General features: G+C 55.5%; 14 protein-coding genes. 8 read left to right on the forward strand and 6 right to left on the reverse strand.

All coding sequences use genetic code 11. The features are described 5' to 3' along the window. Positions 1 to 59: 59 nt before the first annotated feature. Entirely contained in the window at positions 60 to 1904 is a 1845-nt protein-coding gene (rpoD, locus tag AB3U87_RS03190) for an RNA polymerase sigma factor RpoD (protein WP_125287187.1), read from the forward strand. Between the two features lie 119 nt (positions 1905 to 2023). On the opposite strand, the gene AB3U87_RS03195 is transcribed toward rpoD, so the two are convergent. The 4 genes from AB3U87_RS03195 to AB3U87_RS03210 form a co-directional block, all read right to left on the reverse strand. Then, on the reverse strand, positions 2024 to 2176 hold the full coding sequence (locus tag AB3U87_RS03195) for a Hok/Gef family protein (protein ID WP_253458178.1): 153 nt from the start codon (positions 2174 to 2176) through the stop codon (positions 2024 to 2026). Between the two features lie 388 nt (positions 2177 to 2564). After that, complete coding sequence (locus tag AB3U87_RS03200) at positions 2565 to 2717, reverse strand: Hok/Gef family protein (protein ID WP_253458178.1); 153 nt, start codon at positions 2715 to 2717, stop codon at positions 2565 to 2567. A 244-nt stretch (positions 2718 to 2961) separates the two neighbouring features. Next, the gene (gene mug / locus AB3U87_RS03205; protein WP_394148369.1) at positions 2962 to 3480 is read right to left on the reverse strand and encodes a G/U mismatch-specific DNA glycosylase; all 519 of its coding nucleotides are present in this window, start codon (positions 3478 to 3480) and stop codon (positions 2962 to 2964) included. Positions 3481 to 3618: 138 nt separating this feature from the next. Beyond that, positions 3619 to 4557, reverse strand: a complete 939-nt coding sequence (locus tag AB3U87_RS03210) for a LysR substrate-binding domain-containing protein (protein ID WP_253458172.1) — start codon at positions 4555 to 4557, stop codon at positions 3619 to 3621. 120 nt (positions 4558 to 4677) lie between these two features. Here AB3U87_RS03210 and AB3U87_RS03215 point away from each other — a divergent pair, with 120 nt between their 5' ends. Continuing rightward, positions 4678 to 5067: a tautomerase family protein gene (locus AB3U87_RS03215; RefSeq protein ID WP_394148370.1), complete on the forward strand. Its 390-nt coding sequence runs from the start codon at positions 4678 to 4680 to the stop codon at positions 5065 to 5067. A gap of 48 nt (positions 5068 to 5115) precedes the next feature. Here AB3U87_RS03215 and AB3U87_RS03220 read toward each other — a convergent pair whose 3' ends face one another. Further along, a complete protein-coding gene (locus AB3U87_RS03220) occupies positions 5116 to 6267 on the reverse strand; it encodes a porin (protein ID WP_253458166.1) in 1152 nt (383 codons plus the stop codon). Between the two features lie 510 nt (positions 6268 to 6777). Between AB3U87_RS03220 and opgB the strand changes: the two genes are divergently transcribed. From opgB to ampH, 3 genes are all read left to right on the forward strand, one after another. Then, positions 6778 to 9075: a phosphatidylglycerol--membrane-oligosaccharide glycerophosphotransferase gene (gene opgB, locus AB3U87_RS03225; protein ID WP_394148372.1), complete on the forward strand. Its 2298-nt coding sequence runs from the start codon at positions 6778 to 6780 to the stop codon at positions 9073 to 9075. 161 nt (positions 9076 to 9236) lie between these two features. After that, complete coding sequence (locus tag AB3U87_RS03230) at positions 9237 to 10799, forward strand: methyl-accepting chemotaxis protein (RefSeq protein ID WP_394148374.1); 1563 nt, start codon at positions 9237 to 9239, stop codon at positions 10797 to 10799. A gap of 89 nt (positions 10800 to 10888) precedes the next feature. Then, a complete protein-coding gene (gene ampH, locus AB3U87_RS03235) occupies positions 10889 to 12076 on the forward strand; it encodes a D-alanyl-D-alanine-carboxypeptidase/endopeptidase AmpH (protein WP_253458157.1) in 1188 nt (395 codons plus the stop codon). 740 nt (positions 12077 to 12816) lie between these two features. Here the strand turns inward: ampH and AB3U87_RS03240 are convergent. Continuing rightward, positions 12817 to 13470, reverse strand: a complete 654-nt coding sequence (locus AB3U87_RS03240; RefSeq protein WP_253458154.1) for a tetratricopeptide repeat protein — start codon at positions 13468 to 13470, stop codon at positions 12817 to 12819. 242 nt (positions 13471 to 13712) lie between these two features. Between AB3U87_RS03240 and fucO the strand changes: the two genes are divergently transcribed. The 3 genes from fucO (at position 13713) to AB3U87_RS03255 (ending at position 18083) form a co-directional block, all read left to right on the forward strand. After that, positions 13713 to 14864, forward strand: coding sequence for a lactaldehyde reductase (gene fucO / locus AB3U87_RS03245; RefSeq protein ID WP_370734723.1), 1152 nt, complete (start codon positions 13713 to 13715; stop codon positions 14862 to 14864). A 209-nt stretch (positions 14865 to 15073) separates the two neighbouring features. Beyond that, positions 15074 to 16381: an NAD(P)/FAD-dependent oxidoreductase gene (locus AB3U87_RS03250; RefSeq protein ID WP_394148375.1), complete on the forward strand. Its 1308-nt coding sequence runs from the start codon at positions 15074 to 15076 to the stop codon at positions 16379 to 16381. Between the two features lie 472 nt (positions 16382 to 16853). Further along, positions 16854 to 18083: a sensor histidine kinase gene (locus AB3U87_RS03255; RefSeq protein ID WP_370734608.1), complete on the forward strand. Its 1230-nt coding sequence runs from the start codon at positions 16854 to 16856 to the stop codon at positions 18081 to 18083. Position 18084: the final 1 nt, after the last annotated feature.

An 18084-nucleotide genomic window follows, 5' to 3' on the forward strand; every position in this document is an offset into this window, starting at 1 on the left:
CTGCTTAAACTTAGCCGACCAACACCAATCTAATTTAACAGAAGTGTGGATACCGTCTTATGGAGCAAAACCCGCAGTCACAGCTGAAGCTGCTTGTCACCCGTGGTAAGGAGCAAGGCTATCTGACCTATGCCGAGGTCAATGACCATCTGCCGGAAGATATCGTCGACTCCGATCAGATCGAAGACATCATCCAGATGATCAACGACATGGGCATACAGGTTGTGGAAGAAGCGCCTGATGCCGACGATCTGATGCTGAATGAAAACAGCAGCGATACGGACGAAGATGCTGCCGAAGCGGCTGCTCAGGTACTCTCCAGCGTTGAATCTGAAATCGGGCGGACTACCGATCCGGTCCGTATGTACATGCGCGAAATGGGCACCGTCGAACTGCTGACGCGCGAAGGCGAAATCGACATCGCCAAGCGTATCGAAGACGGCATCAACCAGGTGCAGTGTTCCGTTGCCGAATACCCGGAGGCTATCACCTACCTGCTGGAGCAGTACGATCGCGTCGAGGCTGGCGAAGCTCGTCTTTCCGATATGATCACCGGCTTTGTCGATCCGAACGCGGCAGAAGAGATTGCGCCTACGGCAACGCATGTAGGTTCTGAACTCTCTGAAGAAGAGCGCGACGACGACGAAGACGAAGACGAAGAGTCCGACGACGACACCGCTGACGATGACAACAGCATCGACCCGGAACTGGCGCGTGAGAAATTCACCGAGCTGCGCACGCAGTACGAGAAAACGCGTACGGTGATCAAGGCCAAAGGCCGCAGCCATGCCGACGCCGTCAGCGAGATCCAAAACCTGTCCGACGTCTTTAAACAGTTCCGCCTGGTGCCGAAGCAGTTTGACTACCTGGTGAACAACATGCGTACCATGATGGATCGCGTCCGTACTCAGGAACGCCTCATCATGAAACTGTGTGTTGAAATCTGTAAGATGCCGAAAAAGAACTTCATCACGCTGTTCACCGGCAATGAAACCAGCGAAACCTGGTTCAACGCCGCGCTGGCAATGAACAAACCGTGGTCCGAGAAGCTCAAGGACGTGTCGGAAGACGTTCAGCGCAGCCTGATGAAGCTGGCGCAGATTGAAGAAGAGACCGGCCTGACGATTGAACAGGTAAAAGATATCAACCGCCGGATGTCCATCGGCGAAGCGAAAGCGCGTCGTGCGAAAAAAGAGATGGTTGAGGCTAACCTGCGTCTGGTTATCTCTATTGCTAAAAAGTACACCAACCGCGGCCTGCAGTTCCTGGATTTGATCCAGGAAGGCAACATCGGCCTGATGAAGGCCGTAGATAAGTTTGAATATCGCCGTGGCTATAAGTTTTCGACCTATGCTACCTGGTGGATCCGTCAGGCTATCACCCGCTCTATCGCTGACCAGGCGCGCACCATCCGTATCCCGGTGCATATGATTGAGACTATCAACAAGCTCAACCGTATCTCCCGCCAGATGCTGCAGGAAATGGGCCGCGAACCTACGCCGGAAGAGCTGGCCGAGCGGATGCTGATGCCGGAAGATAAAATCCGCAAGGTGCTGAAGATCGCCAAAGAGCCAATCTCCATGGAGACGCCGATCGGTGATGATGAAGATTCGCATCTGGGCGATTTTATCGAAGACACTACGCTGGAGCTGCCGCTGGACTCCGCCACCTCCGAGAGCCTGCGTTCAGCGACTCACGACGTGCTGGCCGGCCTGACGGCGCGTGAAGCGAAAGTGCTGCGTATGCGTTTTGGTATCGATATGAACACCGACCATACGCTGGAAGAAGTCGGCAAGCAGTTTGACGTTACCCGTGAGCGTATTCGTCAGATTGAAGCCAAGGCGCTGCGTAAGCTGCGCCATCCAAGCCGCTCCGAAGTACTGCGCAGCTTCCTGGACGATTAATCCAGCCTGCGTGACAAGAAGCCCCGGCCCAGGCCGGGGCTTTTTTCTATCTGAAGAAGGGTGCTCAAGGATCCCCCCAGCAATGTGCCGGCGGACCTCCTGTCCACCGGCGGTTTGCCCTACCCTGCGGCGTTGCAGGCTAAGCTGGCCACAACCTCTGTACCTCCCTGCTTAACGTGCAGCTCGCAGAGCGAGCCGCGCGTGATCCAGATAACGGCTATCACCGTTACACAGACCACTATTAAACAGAGCGCGAACAATTTTTGTGCCATCCCAGGCCTCCTTTTCCATTGCTTTACAGCGGGTAAAAGGCTACCTTTACATTGTGGGATGTAGAAAGTAGCCTCACTTTGACTGACGTCGGGTGGGGCTTTTCTCTTTCCGTCCCGGCTGCCCGGAACAAAAAGATCCTGAGCACCCGTCGCGCAGTGTAGCGCGCTTTATCTCCCTCCGCTGGCGCAATTTACTAAACCTGATACTGGATCTGATTTTCCTGCAACAAGCGTGAAAACGGCAGGGCCTAAGGCCGTCTACCGTGGTGATCGTACCAGGGAATATGTAGCGGATTGAATGAAGGCGTTTTTAAGGTGCCTTAAGAAGGGTGCTCAAGGATCCTCCCAACAATGCGCCGGCAGACGTCCTGTCCGCCGGCGGTTTGCCCTACCCTGCGGCGTTGCAGGCTAAGCTGGCCACAACCTCTGTACCTCCCTGCTTAACGTGCAGCTCGCAGAGCGAGCCGCGCGTGATCCAGATAACGGCTATCACCGTTACACAGACCACTATTAAACAGAGCGCGAACAATTTTTGTGCCATCCCAGGCCTCCTTTTCCATTGCTTTACAGCGGGTAAAAGGCTACCTTTACATTGTGGGATGTAGAAAGTAGCCTCACTTTGACTGACGTCGGGTGGGGCTTTTCTCTTTCCGTCCCGGCTGCCCGGAACAAAAAGATCCTGAGCACCCGTCGCGCAGTGTAACGCCCTTCCTCTCCCCGCGCTGATGCAATTCACTAAATCTGGCGCTGGCTCTGATTTTCCTGCAACGCCGATGTAAATCGTCTCAACGAGCAGCTAAAGCCATTACCAATTCTTTATAGGCCGCCACCAGCTCCTCTTGCGAAGCACGGTTCAGCCCGCTGGGATTGGGTAGCACCCAGACTTCCGTTTCACCCAGCTTATGCGGCTGCCTGCCCCATGCCACCTTACTGATGCCGAAAGCCTGCCTGTAGGCCTGCTTGCCTAATACCGCCAGCGCCTCGGGCTGATAGCGCATGATCTTATCGACTAACAGTTTGCCGCCTTCGCGTAGCTCCGTAGCGGAAAGCTCCGTAGCCTCACGGGTGGGCCTTTCCACCAGCATGGTGATACCGCAGCGCGTGGTCAGCAGCAGCTTTTCCTCTTCCGGCTTTAGCTGACGCTCGGTGAAACCCGCCTGCCAGATGGTTTTCCAGAAACGGTTTCCGGGATGCGCAAAATGAAACCCGGTATGCGCAGAAGATTTTCCCGGGTTAATGCCGCAAAAAATCACGCTAAGGTCGGGCGCAAGAATATCGTTGATGCCATGCATCTCGGCTTCCATACGTTTTCTCCTGTCGTTCAGGGAAGAGTAAAATAGCTCAGCGCTTCACAGCCTCTTCCTGCTGACAAAGCGGCAATCACTTTCAGGGCGGCCGCCCTGCGTGTCTTCATCTTCGTGATCAATAGCTTTAAAGGTAGCTTACGGCGCCATGGCGCTTTTGCTTTGGCGCTCGAAAGCGTCGCGCAGCCAGTGTACGAATCCGCTTACGGCCCGTGGGACCTGAGCAGCCCAGGGACGGACGACGTAAAGATGTTCGGCAAAAGCGCCCGGCGTTCGCCACTGCGGCAAAACCTCGACCAGTCTTCCGTCGGCAAGGGCACCCTGCGCGCTGAAATCAGGCAGCAGCGCGATGCCCAATCCTTCCAGCGCGGCATCCCTTATCGATTCGCTATTATTGGTCGCGAAGGGGCCGCTGACATTAACCACGACTTTTTCGCTGCTGTTTTCCCGGCAAAAAGTCCACTGCGGCGTTTCCGTGCCGCGCGGATAGTAGAGGCACTGATGTTCGCTTAGCGCCTGCGGCGTTTGCGGCTGGCCGTACTGGCGCAGATAAACCGGTGATGCCACAACCAGCGCGCGCGTGGCGCATAGCGGTAGCGCTACATGCGTATCGGGCAGCGTATCGCTGTGGCGAATGGCAAGATCGAACCCTTCACTGGCCAGAGAAACCAGCCGATCGGACACTTCCAGCTGTACACGAACCTGGGGATGTTCTTTCAGGAAAGCGGTGATATGCGGCACCAGCTGCTGCCGGGCAAAAGCGACCGGCGCGGTTACGCGGATCAATCCCCGCAGCGGCCCGGCCGAATCGCGCACACTGAAAAAACTCTGTTCTATCTGAGCGAAAGGCGCACGCAGCTCCTCAACCAGTTTTTCGCCCGCGCTGGTCAGCCGCAGGGTACGGGTGGTTCTGGTTACCAATGGCACGCCCGCCTGCTGCTCCAGCTCTTTGATTTTCTGGCTCATGGCGGCCTTGCTGACTTCCAGCCTTTCGGCCGCGCGGGTAAAGCTGCCCTGCTCAGCCAGCACGGTTAGCCAGTGAAGATGTAGCCATAACGCATCGGTTTTTATAGCCATCGTCATTGTTCACTATAATAAATAATCATTTCAACTATAGCGCTTTTTCCCGCGCGCTAATGCCCCTAAAGTAACTTCTGCCGCTCAGGTGCCATTACACTATATTTTAAGGGGAAAACCATGCCATTACTGCAATTTGACGTCATTCAGGGTCGCTCGGAATCGGAACTGAAAACGCTGCTGGATGCCGCGCACCGCGCCGTGCTGGCCGCTTTTAAAGTACCGGCGCGCGATCGCTACCAGATTGTTCACGAAAACAAGCCTTGTCAGATGGTGTTTGAGGATACCGGCCTGGGGCTGACGCGCACCGATAACCTGGTGATGGTACGGGTGTTTACCAGTCCACGCAGCGATGAGCAGAAGCAATTTTTTATGGCGGAACTGTGTCGTGAACTACAAGAGAGCTGCGGTATTTCACCGGCCGACGTGATGATCAGCTTTATCACTAACAGCAAGGGCGACTGGAGCTTCGGTAACGGCGTGGCGCAGTATATGACAGGCGAGCTTTAAGGCATGGGCAGTGAAACAATCCCCGGCCGAAGCCGGGGAAAGCGAGCATCAGAAGTCGTAACGCAGACGCACCAGGTTCATATCGCCCAGGTTATCGCTGCTTGAGGTGAAGACGTGTTCATAATCCACGCGGAAACCGTAGTCGAGCTGGAAGGTGATCCCCACGCCGTTATCGATACGCTGATAGTCGCGATCGTTAACGTATTCCAGACGGTCGCCCATCACATACGGCATAAAGGTTTTCAGGCCGTAGTTGCCAACCGGGATGGTGTAGCCCGCGAGGTACTCAATACCCCACGCATCGCCAGCAAAGTAGTTATCCACGCCTTTTTTCTTGCTCAGCAGATAGTTCTGGTAATAGCCGCCGCCAAGCGAGAAGGTCCAGCTGTCTGGCTTCCAGCTAAGGGAAGTCCCGTAAATGTTCTGGTTCCAGGTTTTATCGTCGCCGGTGCCCGGATTACGCATATCAGCACGGGTATAGTTCCACGCCGCCCCCCAGGTCAGCTCTTTGCTCAGATGGTAATCCACGCCCAGCGAGCCGCCGCCCTGACGCTTGTAGCGCAGGCCATCACCCGGCAAATATTCGTTATCAGCAAACAGATAAGAAGCCAGCACGTCCGCATTACCGAAGGTGTTTTTATACTTCAGCATTTTGCGTGAACGGTAAGAACCGTCGTAGTCGCCGTTGATGCCGTTGCCCGGCGCCTGCGCCAGCATGTCGTAGTCCCAGATATCGGTTTTCGCGCCGACCACATCGTAATACACGCTGTTCTGCTGACCGAAGGTCAGTTTACCCCAGGTCTTGCTCTGGAAACCGGTGTAAAGCATACGGCGGCTGGTGTCATGCGCTTTAGCCGCATAATGGTTGTCCCAGTCGAACAGCGCCGGAATATTTACGCCCAGCTCGTAATACCCCACCCAGCTGACATCGTCAAACAGGTAGTAATCGGCCAGGAAACGGAAACGAGTGCCGCCATCAAAGCCGTTACGCTTATAGGCATTTTTACCGTCGTCGCCGGTCAGGTTATTGAACTGGGGACGGATACTGCCGCCAACGGTGAAATTCAGACGGCTCAGCGGATCGCCCGCCTGCGGATCCTGTTTGATCAACGTTACTTCAGCGTTTGCGGCAAAAGACGCTCCGCCCATCACCAGCGCCAGGCCGACAGCCTGACTTAACACGCGCATTTTTGTTAACATTATGTAGCCCTGTAAAGCATTGCTAAAAAAAGAGAGAACGAAAAAGCAAAAAAACGTCACATAAAGCCGATTTTGCGCGCGATTATAGGGATTAAGCGCGGCAGTACAGCGGATAAAAAAGGCTTTTGTAAAATCTCTTATCTATTTTTGTTTTAGAATTGCTAAAAGCGCCTGCCAATAAACGCCCGAGGCGACACGTTTCTCATTCCCTGTCCACGTTGTGCCCCTGTTTCCCGATAACGCTGGAGAGCCTGACCAGGTTTTCGGCAGCGAAGGCCTTAATCTTTAATTAATTTATTTTTAGCTCTGACGATTTGCCCGCGTCCCTGAGCCTCGTTAAACGCGAAGTTAAACAGAACCTCAACGAAAGTTTATCCCCGTGACGGCGGTCATTTTTCTCGTCTGGCCGCTTATTGCCAGCCTTAACCGGCTGCGTTAAATTGGAAGATTCGCTACAAATTGGTGATGAATACCGGCAGGGACTGCCTTTTTCGGGGAATATAAAAAATAATGGGATCTGAATCACTTTCACTGCTTCTTTTTATCGCCTCGGCCGCGCTGTACAGCTGGAAAGCTGGAAAAAACAGGCTGGGCTTTTCCGCGATTGTTTTACTTCTGGGCATTTATATCGTGCTGAATGCTTCGCTGCTTGCCAGCAACTACTTTACGGGCGAAGGCATTAATGACGCGGTTATCTATACCCTCACCAACAGCCTGAGCGGCGCGGGCATCGGTAAATATTTGCTGCCGGCCGCAGGCATGGTGCTGGCGCTGCTGGTACTGTTTGCCCTGCTTGCCTGGATCTTACGACGCGGCCGAAAGCGTGGCGGCAGCAAGCTTTGCGGCCTGTTGGCGATTGTGCTGGCGCTGGCCTCGATCAAAACCACGCCCGCTTATCAGCAGGTGGCCGATCTGCTGAAATCGCAGCTGGGCAAAGGCGACTCCGATTTTTACGCGCACTATAAGGTGCCCGGCACGCAGATACGCGGCGATAAACCGAATCTGGTTTATATCTATGCCGAGAGCCTGGAACGCACCTACTTTGACGAAGCAGCCTTTCCCCATCTTGCGCCGGAACTTAACGCCGTCAAAGCGGGTTCGCTGGATTTCAGCAACACTCAGCAGCTGCCCGGCACCGAATATACGATTGCGGGAATGGTCGCCTCGCAGTGCGGTATCCCGCTGTTCGCGCCTTTCGACGGCAACGCCTCCAGCTCGCTTTCAACTTTCTATCCGCAGAATGTCTGCCTGGGCGACATTCTGAAAGCGGCGGGTTATCAAAACTACTTCTACCAGGGCGCCAGCCTGAGCTTTGCCGGTAAAGATCTGTTCCTCTCCTCGCACGGGTTCGACCATCTGTATGGATTTAACGAACTGAAAAGCGTGGTGAAAGATCCGAGCTACCGTAACGACTGGGGCTGGTATGACGATACGGTGCTGGATAGCGTTTACGATAAATATGTCGAGCTGGCGCAGCAGGGTCAGCCTTTCTCGCTGTTTGCTCTGACGGTGGATACGCACCACCCTGACGGTTTTATTTCGCGCAGCTGCCAGCGCAACAGCTATCTGTGGGAAGGCAAACAAAACAAATCTTTCGCCGCTGTCGCCTGCAGCCAGCAGCATATTGCGCATCTGATAGAGCGGATCCGCGCCACGCCGTGGTTTAAAAATATGATTATCGTGGTCAGCTCCGATCATCTGGCAATGAACAATACCGCCTGGAAATTCCTTAACCAGCACGACCGCAGCAATCTCTTCTTTATGCTGCGTGGCGATAACGACGACGGTAAAGTCATTGCGGTTAAGCGCAGCACGCTGGACAACGGCGCGACGGTGCTGGACGCGCTGGGCGGCGATAACTTTATCGGCCTGGGGCGCAGCAGCCTTTCGTCCTCTTCTCTTGCCGCGACTTACCTGAATATCAAAGAGAAGATCAACGAGTGGAAGCCGGACGTGATTAAACTGTGGAATTTTCCGAAGGCGATTGCCGATTATAAAACGGACACGGTGAATAACACCTTCAGCTTTGCCGGCGTGCATTTCAAACTGCCGCTGCTGCTCTCCGTTAAACCGGGCAAAATCGAGCCGAAGTTCGACGTCTATCTGGCGCCGCCGTTAAAACAGCAGCTGGCTAATTTTGCGCCGGATGAGAAGTTCGTCTGGATCGATAGCTGCTTTAAAATGGGCGATGTCTGGGATGAGAAACTGGCGCTTAACAGGCAGCTGTGCATTGCCGACGGCACGCTGAATTCACCGCCAACTATCCGCGAGATCAACCCCGGCGTGACTCAGGGCCGCGTGGGCTTCCGCCAGATTGGTGATCAAAGCGAGGAACGCTATCAGCAAACCGTGACCCGGCTGCGCATTGCCGATGAGGATTTACGCTATGCCTCCGACACGCTGCTGTTTGCCCTGCCTGGCCTGCCAAAACAGGTGCAGAAGGTCACCGGCCTTTCCTATATCGAACCCTGGGGCGGACGTTGGTCGGATGCCGGACTGCTGCCTGAAGTCACCCTTACCTGGCTGGAGCCGCTGCCGGAAACCTTCGATCTGCTGCTGACGGCCCGCGCGTTTGGCGCCAACAGCCAGCGGCCTTTCGTTGTTAAAATTGGCGATAGCGAGCAGACGTTCCGCCTGAGCCATAGCGACAGTACGGTCAGCATTCGCCTGTCCAACCCGACACGGGAACGCACGCTGGTTATCAGAGCGCCGGTGCCGGAAACCACTGCCGAAGGCGCGGTAGCCGGTTTCACCGCCCGTCAGCTTGGCATCGGGCTGGTTAGTCTAAAAGTCGTGCCTGTTCAGTAAATTGTCCTCTCCCCGGCCGCATTTTTTCTTTTCCGTCCATGCCTTATGCGCGATTTCGCTCACAATGCCATCAAGTTTTCACGCCTGCTGCCGATTTAATGCCCCTGTAATGCTAAAGGTTTCCTCAGTGACTCTTTTTTAAACAGCAAGGAACAATCCGGATGATTTCTGTAAAAAACTTGAAAGTCGGCGTGCGCCTCGGCGCGGCGTTTGCCCTGGTAATACTGTTATTAATCGTGGTCAGCGTAACGGCTATTGTAAAAATCGGCAGCATTAACGGCGCGGTGGATCGCATTGTTAACGATCGCTATATCAAGGTGAGGCTGGCTTTTGACGCGCGCGACGGGGTTAACGATCAGATTAAATATCTGCGCGGGATGGTTATTGAGACTTCGCATCCGGAGAAAAACCAGAAGCGTTACGGCCAGCTGGACAGCGTGACGCAGCAAACCAACCAGACGATAGACAAGATTGCCAAACTGCAAACAACCGAAGTCGGCATCAAGAAAATCCAGGCAGTAAAAGAGGCGGCGCAGCAGTTTGAAACGGCCAAAAGCGAGCTGCTTACTTTAGTGCGCGCCGGTAATCAGGATGCTGCCGCCGACTATGCGCTGATGAAAATGACGCCTGCCCAAACCGCCTATCTGGATATCGTAAAGCGTTTTGCCGATTCACAGTCCGGACAGCTGCAGGCGGAAGGCGCTAACGCCGTTGCCGATGGCGCTACCGCAATCCGCATTACGCTGATTTTCTCCACGCTGGCGGCGTTGCTGGCGGTCGTGCTGGGCTATTTCCTGACCAGCTCTATCGTTGCCCCGCTGCGCGAAGCAGTACGTATTGCTGAAAACGTGGCGGCGGGCGATCTGCGTACGCAGATCCGCGTGAATTCAACTGACGAAACCGGTCAGCTGATGCAGGCGTTGAAAACCATGAATGAAAACCTGCTGCGTATCGTGACCGAAGTTCGCTCCGGCACCGAGCTAATCGCTACCGCCTCCGGCGAAATTTCACTGGGCAATATGGATCTTTCTTCCCGTACCGAGCAGCAGGCCAGCTCGCTGGAGGAGACCGCCTCCGCAATGGAGCAGATGACCTCTACCGTGAAGCAAAACGCAGACAATGCTCGTCAGGCTAACGAGCTGGCCGCGCTGGCCTCGAAAGTAGCCGTGCAGAGCGGCTCGGCGGTGAATCAGGTCGTCAGCACCATGGAAATGATCAACACCTCGTCGAAGAAAATTGTCGACATTATCAGCGTGATTGACGGCATCGCCTTCCAGACCAATATCCTGGCGCTTAACGCCGCCGTGGAAGCCGCCCGCGCGGGCGAGCAGGGTCGCGGCTTCGCCGTTGTCGCCTCAGAAGTCCGCAACCTGGCGCAGCGTTCGGCCTCCGCCGCTAAAGAAATTGCGCAGCTGATCCAGGATTCCGTGAATAAAGTGGACGAAGGCGGCAAGCAGGTCGCCAAAGCGGGCACCACGATGGAAGAAGTGCTGGCCAGCGTGAAAAGCGTGACGGAAATCATGGGCGAAATCTCTATCGCCAGCCACGAGCAGAGCACCGGCATTGATGAGATCAATATGGCGATTACCCAGATGGATCAGGTTACGCAGCAGAACGCCTCGCTGGTGAATGAATCCGCCGCCGCCGCGCAATCGCTGCAGGAACAGGCTGAACAGCTTTCCCGCGCCATCGGCATCTTCAAAGTAAGCCACAACGCGGCCTGACGGCTAACGGCGGCCCGTAAAAAAGAGGGCCGCCGCTCTTTTTTCCTCTCCAGGAAAAAGATTAGTATAAGGGCACTTTTCCGCTCCCGATGGATATACGCACGTTGAAACCACTCCACCTGCTGGCGCTCTGCGTCCTTTTTCCGCTCGGCGCGCTGGCCGCAAGAACCTCTCCCGATCCTTTACTGGCCTCGCAGATTGTCGATCGCTACGCGCAGAATATCTTCTATAACACCAAAGCGACCGGCATGGCGATGGTGGCGATTGACGCCAACCAGCGCGTCTTTACCAGTCTTGGCTCGGTGCGTCCCGGCAGCAGCGTCAGGCCGCAGAAAACGTCCGTTATCCGTATTGCTTCGCTGACCAAGCTGATGACCAGCGAGCTGCTGGTTAAGCTCGCGGAGAAAGGCGTGGTGCGGCTTGACGATCCGCTAAGCAAATATGCGCCGCCGGGCAGCGCGGTACCGGCCTATGCAGGCCAGACGATCCGCCTGATTAATCTGGCTACGCATACCAGCGGTTTGCCCCGCGAGCAGCCCGGCGGCAAGCCGAACCGGCCTGTTTTCGTCTGGCCAACCGCCAGCCAGCGCTGGAACTGGCTGAAACATGCGCAGCTGAAAGCCGCGCCGGGCACCCGCGCCGCCTATTCCAATCTGGCTTTCGATCTGCTGGGCGATGCGCTGGCTCGCGCCGCAGGCACCTCCTATCCGGCGTTGCTACAGCGTGAAATTACGCGCCCTTTAGGCATGAAGGATACGACTTTTACCCCCTCGCCCGAGCAGTGTTCGCGTCTGATGATCGCGGAAAAAGGCGCCAGCCCCTGCACCAATACGCTGGCCGCTATCGGCAGCGGCGGCGTCTATTCGACGCCTGACGATATGGGACGCTGGATGCAGCAATTCCTGTCTTCCGATCTGCAGGCGCGTTCGCCTCAGGCCGATCGCATTCAGACCATGATTTATCAGCGAGGCCAGCTGACCAACGTCGAGGGAATGGACGTGCCGGGCAAAGCCTCCGCGTTGGGTATGGGCTGGGTTTATATGGCGCCGCAGGGCGGCCGTCCGGGCATTATCCAGAAAACCGGCGGCGGCGGCGGCTTTATTACCTATATGGCGATGGTGCCGCGCTATAGCGTCGGCGTGTTTATCGTGGTGACGCGCTCGCCGCAGACCCGCTTCACGCCAATGAGCGATGGGGTGAACAACCTGCTGACGGAGCTTATCGGCAACACGCCGGACAGCGCGCAGCTGGCCGCCTCCATAATGGAAAGCGAGTAGCTGTCGACGGCGATGGTCTTGCTGGGTTATCGCCGCCCTGCCGTACAAGCATATTGAAAACGGGGCAGCGGTATTCGTCTGAGCGGGGAAACCCGCTCTTTTCCACCGACATTTCCTGAGCGCCCCGGCGTTTGTTAAGCTGGGCTTTAAAGTTCATTTATCAGGAGCCAGCGTGCAGGAAAAAACAGAACCGGCAGGGAAAAAACCGCGCGAACCTCGTACACCGCGACAGCCGCGCACGCCCAGAGAAACGCTGGAACCGCGTGAACCAAGAGAGCCACGGGAACCGCGAACGCCGCGAGAACCGCGTAAACCCCGAGAACCGCGCGCACCACGGCAGTCACGCTTGCCAGAAGAACGGCACACGTCAGGAGAGTCGCATACGCCAGGAGGCACTAGCGTACTATGGGAGCGGTGCCCATCAGCAGAGGCTTGCACGCCAAAAGAGTCTCGTGCACTACAGGAGCTGTGCGAATCAGAAGAGCCCCGCATGCCAGAAAAGTCCTGTACACCGCGAGAACCTCGCCCATCAGAAGAACCGCACGAGCCCCGTCAGACCAAAGCTGACACCATGCCTTGCTCTGAAAAAAGCGGATGGACCGGCGCAAAAAAGCGGATTACGTCAGGCATAAATAAAATCAGGCAGAGAATATCGTCGCGTCCGGGTTTATAAGACATCGGCCGCCAGGACGCCTTTTCCTTTATTTCGGCCGGGCTGCCGAGCGTTCAGCCCAACGATGCTATTCAACGCGAATGTAATGGCCAGCCGCAGAAACGTTATGACCAAACCCGCAGTCACCGTTAACCTGAGTCGTTAAATCCATTGGGGTAAAGAGCAGCGTGACATCACAGTTGCCCCAGTCACCTTCCTCACGTTGTTGCAGTACGCCTCTGCCGTTCTGGATGGTGGCCTTTCCTTCAAGGCTGCCGATATTCGGGCCGTAATACATCGCCATCAGCCCTGGCGAGACGCCATCAAAGTTAATTTTGTAGTGGTCCTGTTCTGCCGAGATGCTGTAGCTATTCCACATCCCTTTTCCTGCGTATTCCCAGTATTCACCAGCGGGCGAAGCAGGCTGCGGTAAGGCAGCAAGTTTCTCTTTTATTAACCCCAGATTATATTGCGATTTGGCGTCTTTCTCATCAATCAGCAGCCAGGCTTTTGCCTTACGATAGTCTCCCTGACGTATCCAGGTGAGCGCCACATTATTATAAGCTACCGCAATAGCGCTATCTGGAAGCTGGCAACTTTCACTCCAGGCTACCTGTTCTGTATAGCTGTAGCGTGCCTTTTCATACTGCTTTGCTTTATAAGCTTTATCGCCTGCTGCGGCATAGTTCTTAATTTTCATACAGTCGATTTCAGGGTGATCCGCATCGGCAAAGGCCATCATTGGGGAAACCATCAAAACTCCGGCCGTGATTGCACGTAACATAGCTCTACCTTATAAAATTAACGGACCCGCAGCTTAACAAACCCTACCGTAAAGATAAGCCCTGATAGTCATTACTCCATCCTGAAGACTCGCCGTGACCTGATCTTAATCAATACTCGTCCGGGCATTCCTCCGCATATTTCCAGCCAGTGATAATAACGTTTGTGATTTTAAAAAATTTGAAACGAGTGGAGAAGATGATGCTACAAAGAATGATTCTGAACGAGACCTCCTGGTTCGGTCCCGGCGCTATCTCGCAAATCGTCCATGAGGTCAGCCAGCGCAGCCTTAAAAAAGCGCTGCTGGTTACGGATAAAACACTGCTTAAAGCGGGCGTAATTGAAAAGGTCACCGCGCTGCTGGATCGGCATCATCTTCCTTACGTCATTTATGACGAGGTGGTGCCGAACCCGACTATCGCCGTCGTTACCCAAGGCGTGGCGGCATTTAAAGCCGCACAGGCGGACTATCTGATCGCCATCGGCGGCGGCTCGCCGCAGGATACGGCAAAAGCTATCGGCATCATTATCAACAACCCTGAATTCGCCGATGTTCGCAGTCTGGAAGGCTTTGCCAAAACCAAAAATCCCTGCGTACCGATTATCGCCATTCCGACCACGGCAGGCACGGCGGCGGAAGTCACCATTAACTACGTGATTACGGATGAGGAAAATCGCCGTAAATTTGTCTGCATCGATCCGCACGACATTCCGGTCGTCGCTATTATCGATGCGGACATGATGGCGAGTATGCCGCCTTCGCTCAAGGCCGCCACGGGGATCGATGCGCTGACCCACGCTATCGAAGGCTTCACCACTAAGGGCGCCTGGGAGCTGACCGACGCGCTGCATCTGAAGGCGATTCAGATTATCAACCGTTCGCTGCGCGCTTCCGTAGCTGGCGACAAGCAGGGCGTAGAGGATATGGCGCTGGGCCAGTACGTGGCAGGCATGGGCTTTTCCAACGTCGGGCTGGGCCTGGTGCACGGTATGGCTCACCCGCTGGGCGCGTTCTACAACGTGCCGCACGGCGTCGCCAACGCCATTATCCTGCCGCACGTTATGGCGTGGAACGCCGATTTCACCGGCGAGAAGTACCGTGATATCGCCCGTGCGATGGGCGTCACCAGGGTGTGCAGCATGAGTCTGGGCGAGGCAAGAGAAGCCGCCGTGGAAGCCGTCCGACAGCTTTCTGTCGACGTCGGCATTCCTGCCCGCCTGCGCGATGTGGGCATGAAAGAAGAAGATATTCCGGCGCTGGCGCAGGCCGCCCTGGACGATGTTTGCACCGGCGGCAATCCACGAGAAGCAACGCTGGACGATATCGCCAGCCTCTACCGCAAAATCTATTGATCGCACGCTATGCAGGCCGCTGCGCCTGCATGTTGCGCAGGCAGTGAAGCCGCCTGCCGGAACGCTGCTGAATGATTGATGCCGCAATCGGCCAGGCACAAGATAGCTGATGGCGGCGTCATGGCTTGATACATGACAAAAAAGAGTAAGCAGATGCGGTGTGGCCCTTGCTGCTTTGCTAACGAACGGCTCGTTCAGGGATGGTTACAGTGAAATACGCCTCAATACCTTTTAACCAGAATCACAATGGCTGGCTGCGCGAGACGCCTGCAAGCCGTCCTGCGCTGCGCGGCGACTGCGAAGCGGACTGGGCGATCGTCGGCGCAGGCTTTGCCGGTCTGGCTTTCGCTCGTCGGCTGGCCAGTCACAATCCGAACCTGAAAATTGTGGTGGTTGATGCCGCCAGCGCGGCGGAAAGCTCTTCAGCCAGAAACTCCGGCTTTGCGATCGGCCTGCCGCATAATATTGGCAGCTCGACGGCGGAGCTGAAAAAGGCGCAGGATTATCGATCCTTATTACAGGCCGGGATCGACGAATTAAAAACGATCGTGACGGATCGAGGGATCGATTGCGAATGGGAGAAGGCCGGGAAGTATCACTGCCAGGCCGATGCACGCAGCGAAAGCGTGTTGCAGGAGTATCGCGATAATCTTGAGCTGATGGACGAGGCTTATGAGGTGCTTGACCGCGAGACGCTGTCGCAAAAGCTGGGCACGCATTTTTATCACAAGGGCATCTATACGCCGGGCGCGGTGCTGCTCAACCCGGCAAGCCTGGCGATCGGGCTGGCCGCAACGCTGCCGGAAAACGTCACTCTTTATGATATGACGCCGGTGATGGCCATTCACTACGGCAAAATAAATCGCCTTGTCACGCCTTTCGGCACGCTTTGTGCGCCGAAAGTGATGCTGGCAACCGCTGCCCTTTCCCGCGAACTGGCACCGGGCATCAGCAAGCAGGCGGCCATGGCGACTTTCGCCAGCCTGACCGCGCCGCTAACCGATGAACAGCGCCAGCGGCTGCCGATCATGAAGAGCTGGGGCCTGACGCCGGTTAACGCCATCGCGGGCGCCACGCTGCGCTACACCGCCGATCGCCGCATTTTAATTCGTCAACACGTGGTGCCGGCCCTGCACGGCCGCGTAACTGCTACGCAAACTTATGCCGCCACGCGGCTGCACAGAGCCACGTTCAACAAAATTTTCCCCCAGCTCACGGACGTCAGCCTGACCCACAGCTGGTCGGGCACCATCAGCGTAACCCGCAACGGCGCGCCGGTCTGGGGCGCGCTGAGCGGCGCTGTTTACACCGCCAGCGGCTGCAACGGGGCGGGGATCTCTAAGCAGACTATCGCGGGATCGCTGCTGGCCGATTATGCGCTGGGCTATGATAATCCGCTGACGGCCACGATGCTGGCGCTGGGCGAAGCAAATTACCTGCCGCCCTCCCCGCTGCTGGATGCGGCCATTGCTGGCTCGCTGCTGAAAGAGCGCTGGCTGGGGAGAAAGGAAGCGTAAGGCGGGCACCGCCGCGAATCGCTTTATTTACTCAGCCATTAGCGGCGGCGTAAGGTTTTAGGTAGTAATGCCTTTGAATAGCAAGCCGGACAGCTCTGACTGTAGCTACAGGCAATTTTGCAGCGTAAATATCAGACAGACATATACGCTGCAGACTAAAAAAATTAAAACCGGGCTTTATTATTCCGTCGGCCTCTCCGCTCAGCCAAATCTCGTCATCTCTGCCAGCACACTGTAATTATCTTCTACCGGCAGCAGCTTTTGCTATTTATCAAACATCGGCCAGGGTCAGGAAGCGCCAAAAAGGAGACGATCGCCGATCTGAATATCGCCGCACGACCAAAGCAGGCTCAGGCAGCGCGGCGGCATTCCATCTGTATAAAAAATATTTGTCAGCTGTGAAGCCGTGCACTATTAAAGCGTATTGCTTACGTTACATTACCCTGATATCGACTTGCATAAGGTATTTAGCATGGAAGCTGAATATAAGATCGCGGATTTTCTGGATACGCACAGGCTGCAAAAGCTACAGGACAACTTCAGCCAGACAATGAGGATTGCGCTGGTAGTGGTGGACGCCACTGGTCTCCCCGTCACCAGGCCAAGCGGCTTTTCTGACTTTTGCGCCCGCTACCGCCAAAACCCGGACCAGGCGGAACGCTGCCACGCCTGCGACAATGCCGGCGGTCGGGCGGCCATGCAGGCGCGGAAACCGGTCATCTACCGCTGCTGCTGCGGCATGGTTGAGTTTGCCGTACCTGTGGTTATTAACGAGCATTATCTGGGCGCTTTTATTGCGGGTCAGGCCAGAGTTGAAGCGGAAAAGGCAAAAACGATCCCCTGCATTCTGCCCAATCGCCCGCGTCGAAAAATCACCCCCTCTCTGAAGCGCTTTCATCAGGCGATACCGATTACCCCCTATCGCCGCTTTGAGCTACTGGCTGAAACCCTGCTGCATATGGCTTCCTGCCTGGTGGAACAGGCCTGGGCCACCACCATCCAGCGCGAACTGCATAAAAAAGAACGGCAGCTGACCCGTGAATTGCGCAGGCGAGTGGAAACGGAAAAACTGCTGCACGAGGCGGAATTTAAAGCGCTGAGCTACCAGCTTAATCCGCATTTTTTATTTAACGTGCTGAATACCATTGGTCGGCTCGCCTTTCTGGAAGAAGCGCCGCGGACGGAAGCCATGGTGCATGATTTCTCCGATATGATGCGCTATCTGCTACGCAAAAATAATCATGCCGTTATCACGCTTGAACAAGAGATCCATTACGTCAACAGCTATATGGCAGTGCAGAAAGTCAGAATGCCGGACCGTTTCACTTATCTTTGCGCTATTCCGGAAAAATATTATGGCGTCGCCTGCCCTTTTTTAACGCTGCAACCGCTGGCGGAAAATTTCTTTAATTACGTTGTTGAGCCGCGGGAAATGCCTGCCGTACTGCATATTCGTGCAACCGACGATGGTCGCGATCTTATTATTGAGGTCAGCGATAACGGCGATGGCATCGCACAACAGACGATAACCCAAATTTTAAGCGGGCCGCAGGACAATAAGCAGGGAATAGGCATAAGGAATATTATGCAGCGCCTGCAGCTGCTGTTTGGCGACGCTTATGGGCTGGAGATCTTTAGCGCCCACCGTCCCATGATGGGCACCACCATCAAACTTCGTTTTCCTCTTCAGCCTCAGTCGTAAA

It is taken from the genome of Erwinia plantamica (assembly GCF_043420595.1).
Lineage (GTDB): Bacteria > Pseudomonadota > Gammaproteobacteria > Enterobacterales > Enterobacteriaceae > Erwinia > Erwinia aeris.

Excerpts from the sequence above, each read along its gene's own strand:
- AB3U87_RS03200 (WP_253458178.1), bottom strand. The coding sequence starts at position 2,717 with ATGGCACAAAAATTGTTCGCGCTCTGTTTAATAGTGGTCTGTGTAACG.
- AB3U87_RS03240 (WP_253458154.1), bottom strand. The coding sequence starts at position 13,470 with ATGATGGCCTTTGCCGATGCGGATCACCCTGAAATCGACTGTATGAAA.
- AB3U87_RS03230 (WP_394148374.1), top strand. The coding sequence starts at position 9,237 with ATGATTTCTGTAAAAAACTTGAAAGTCGGCGTGCGCCTCGGCGCGGCG.
- AB3U87_RS03210 (WP_253458172.1), bottom strand. The coding sequence starts at position 4,557 with ATGGCTATAAAAACCGATGCGTTATGGCTACATCTTCACTGGCTAACC.
- AB3U87_RS03195 (WP_253458178.1), bottom strand. The coding sequence starts at position 2,176 with ATGGCACAAAAATTGTTCGCGCTCTGTTTAATAGTGGTCTGTGTAACG.
- AB3U87_RS03215 (WP_394148370.1), top strand. The coding sequence starts at position 4,678 with ATGCCATTACTGCAATTTGACGTCATTCAGGGTCGCTCGGAATCGGAA.
- AB3U87_RS03220 (WP_253458166.1), bottom strand. The coding sequence starts at position 6,267 with ATGTTAACAAAAATGCGCGTGTTAAGTCAGGCTGTCGGCCTGGCGCTG.
- rpoD (WP_125287187.1), top strand. The coding sequence starts at position 60 with ATGGAGCAAAACCCGCAGTCACAGCTGAAGCTGCTTGTCACCCGTGGT.
- fucO (WP_370734723.1), top strand. The coding sequence starts at position 13,713 with ATGCTACAAAGAATGATTCTGAACGAGACCTCCTGGTTCGGTCCCGGC.
- ampH (WP_253458157.1), top strand. The coding sequence starts at position 10,889 with ATGGATATACGCACGTTGAAACCACTCCACCTGCTGGCGCTCTGCGTC.
- mug (WP_394148369.1), bottom strand. The coding sequence starts at position 3,480 with ATGGAAGCCGAGATGCATGGCATCAACGATATTCTTGCGCCCGACCTT.
- opgB (WP_394148372.1), top strand. The coding sequence starts at position 6,778 with ATGGGATCTGAATCACTTTCACTGCTTCTTTTTATCGCCTCGGCCGCG.
- AB3U87_RS03255 (WP_370734608.1), top strand. The coding sequence starts at position 16,854 with ATGGAAGCTGAATATAAGATCGCGGATTTTCTGGATACGCACAGGCTG.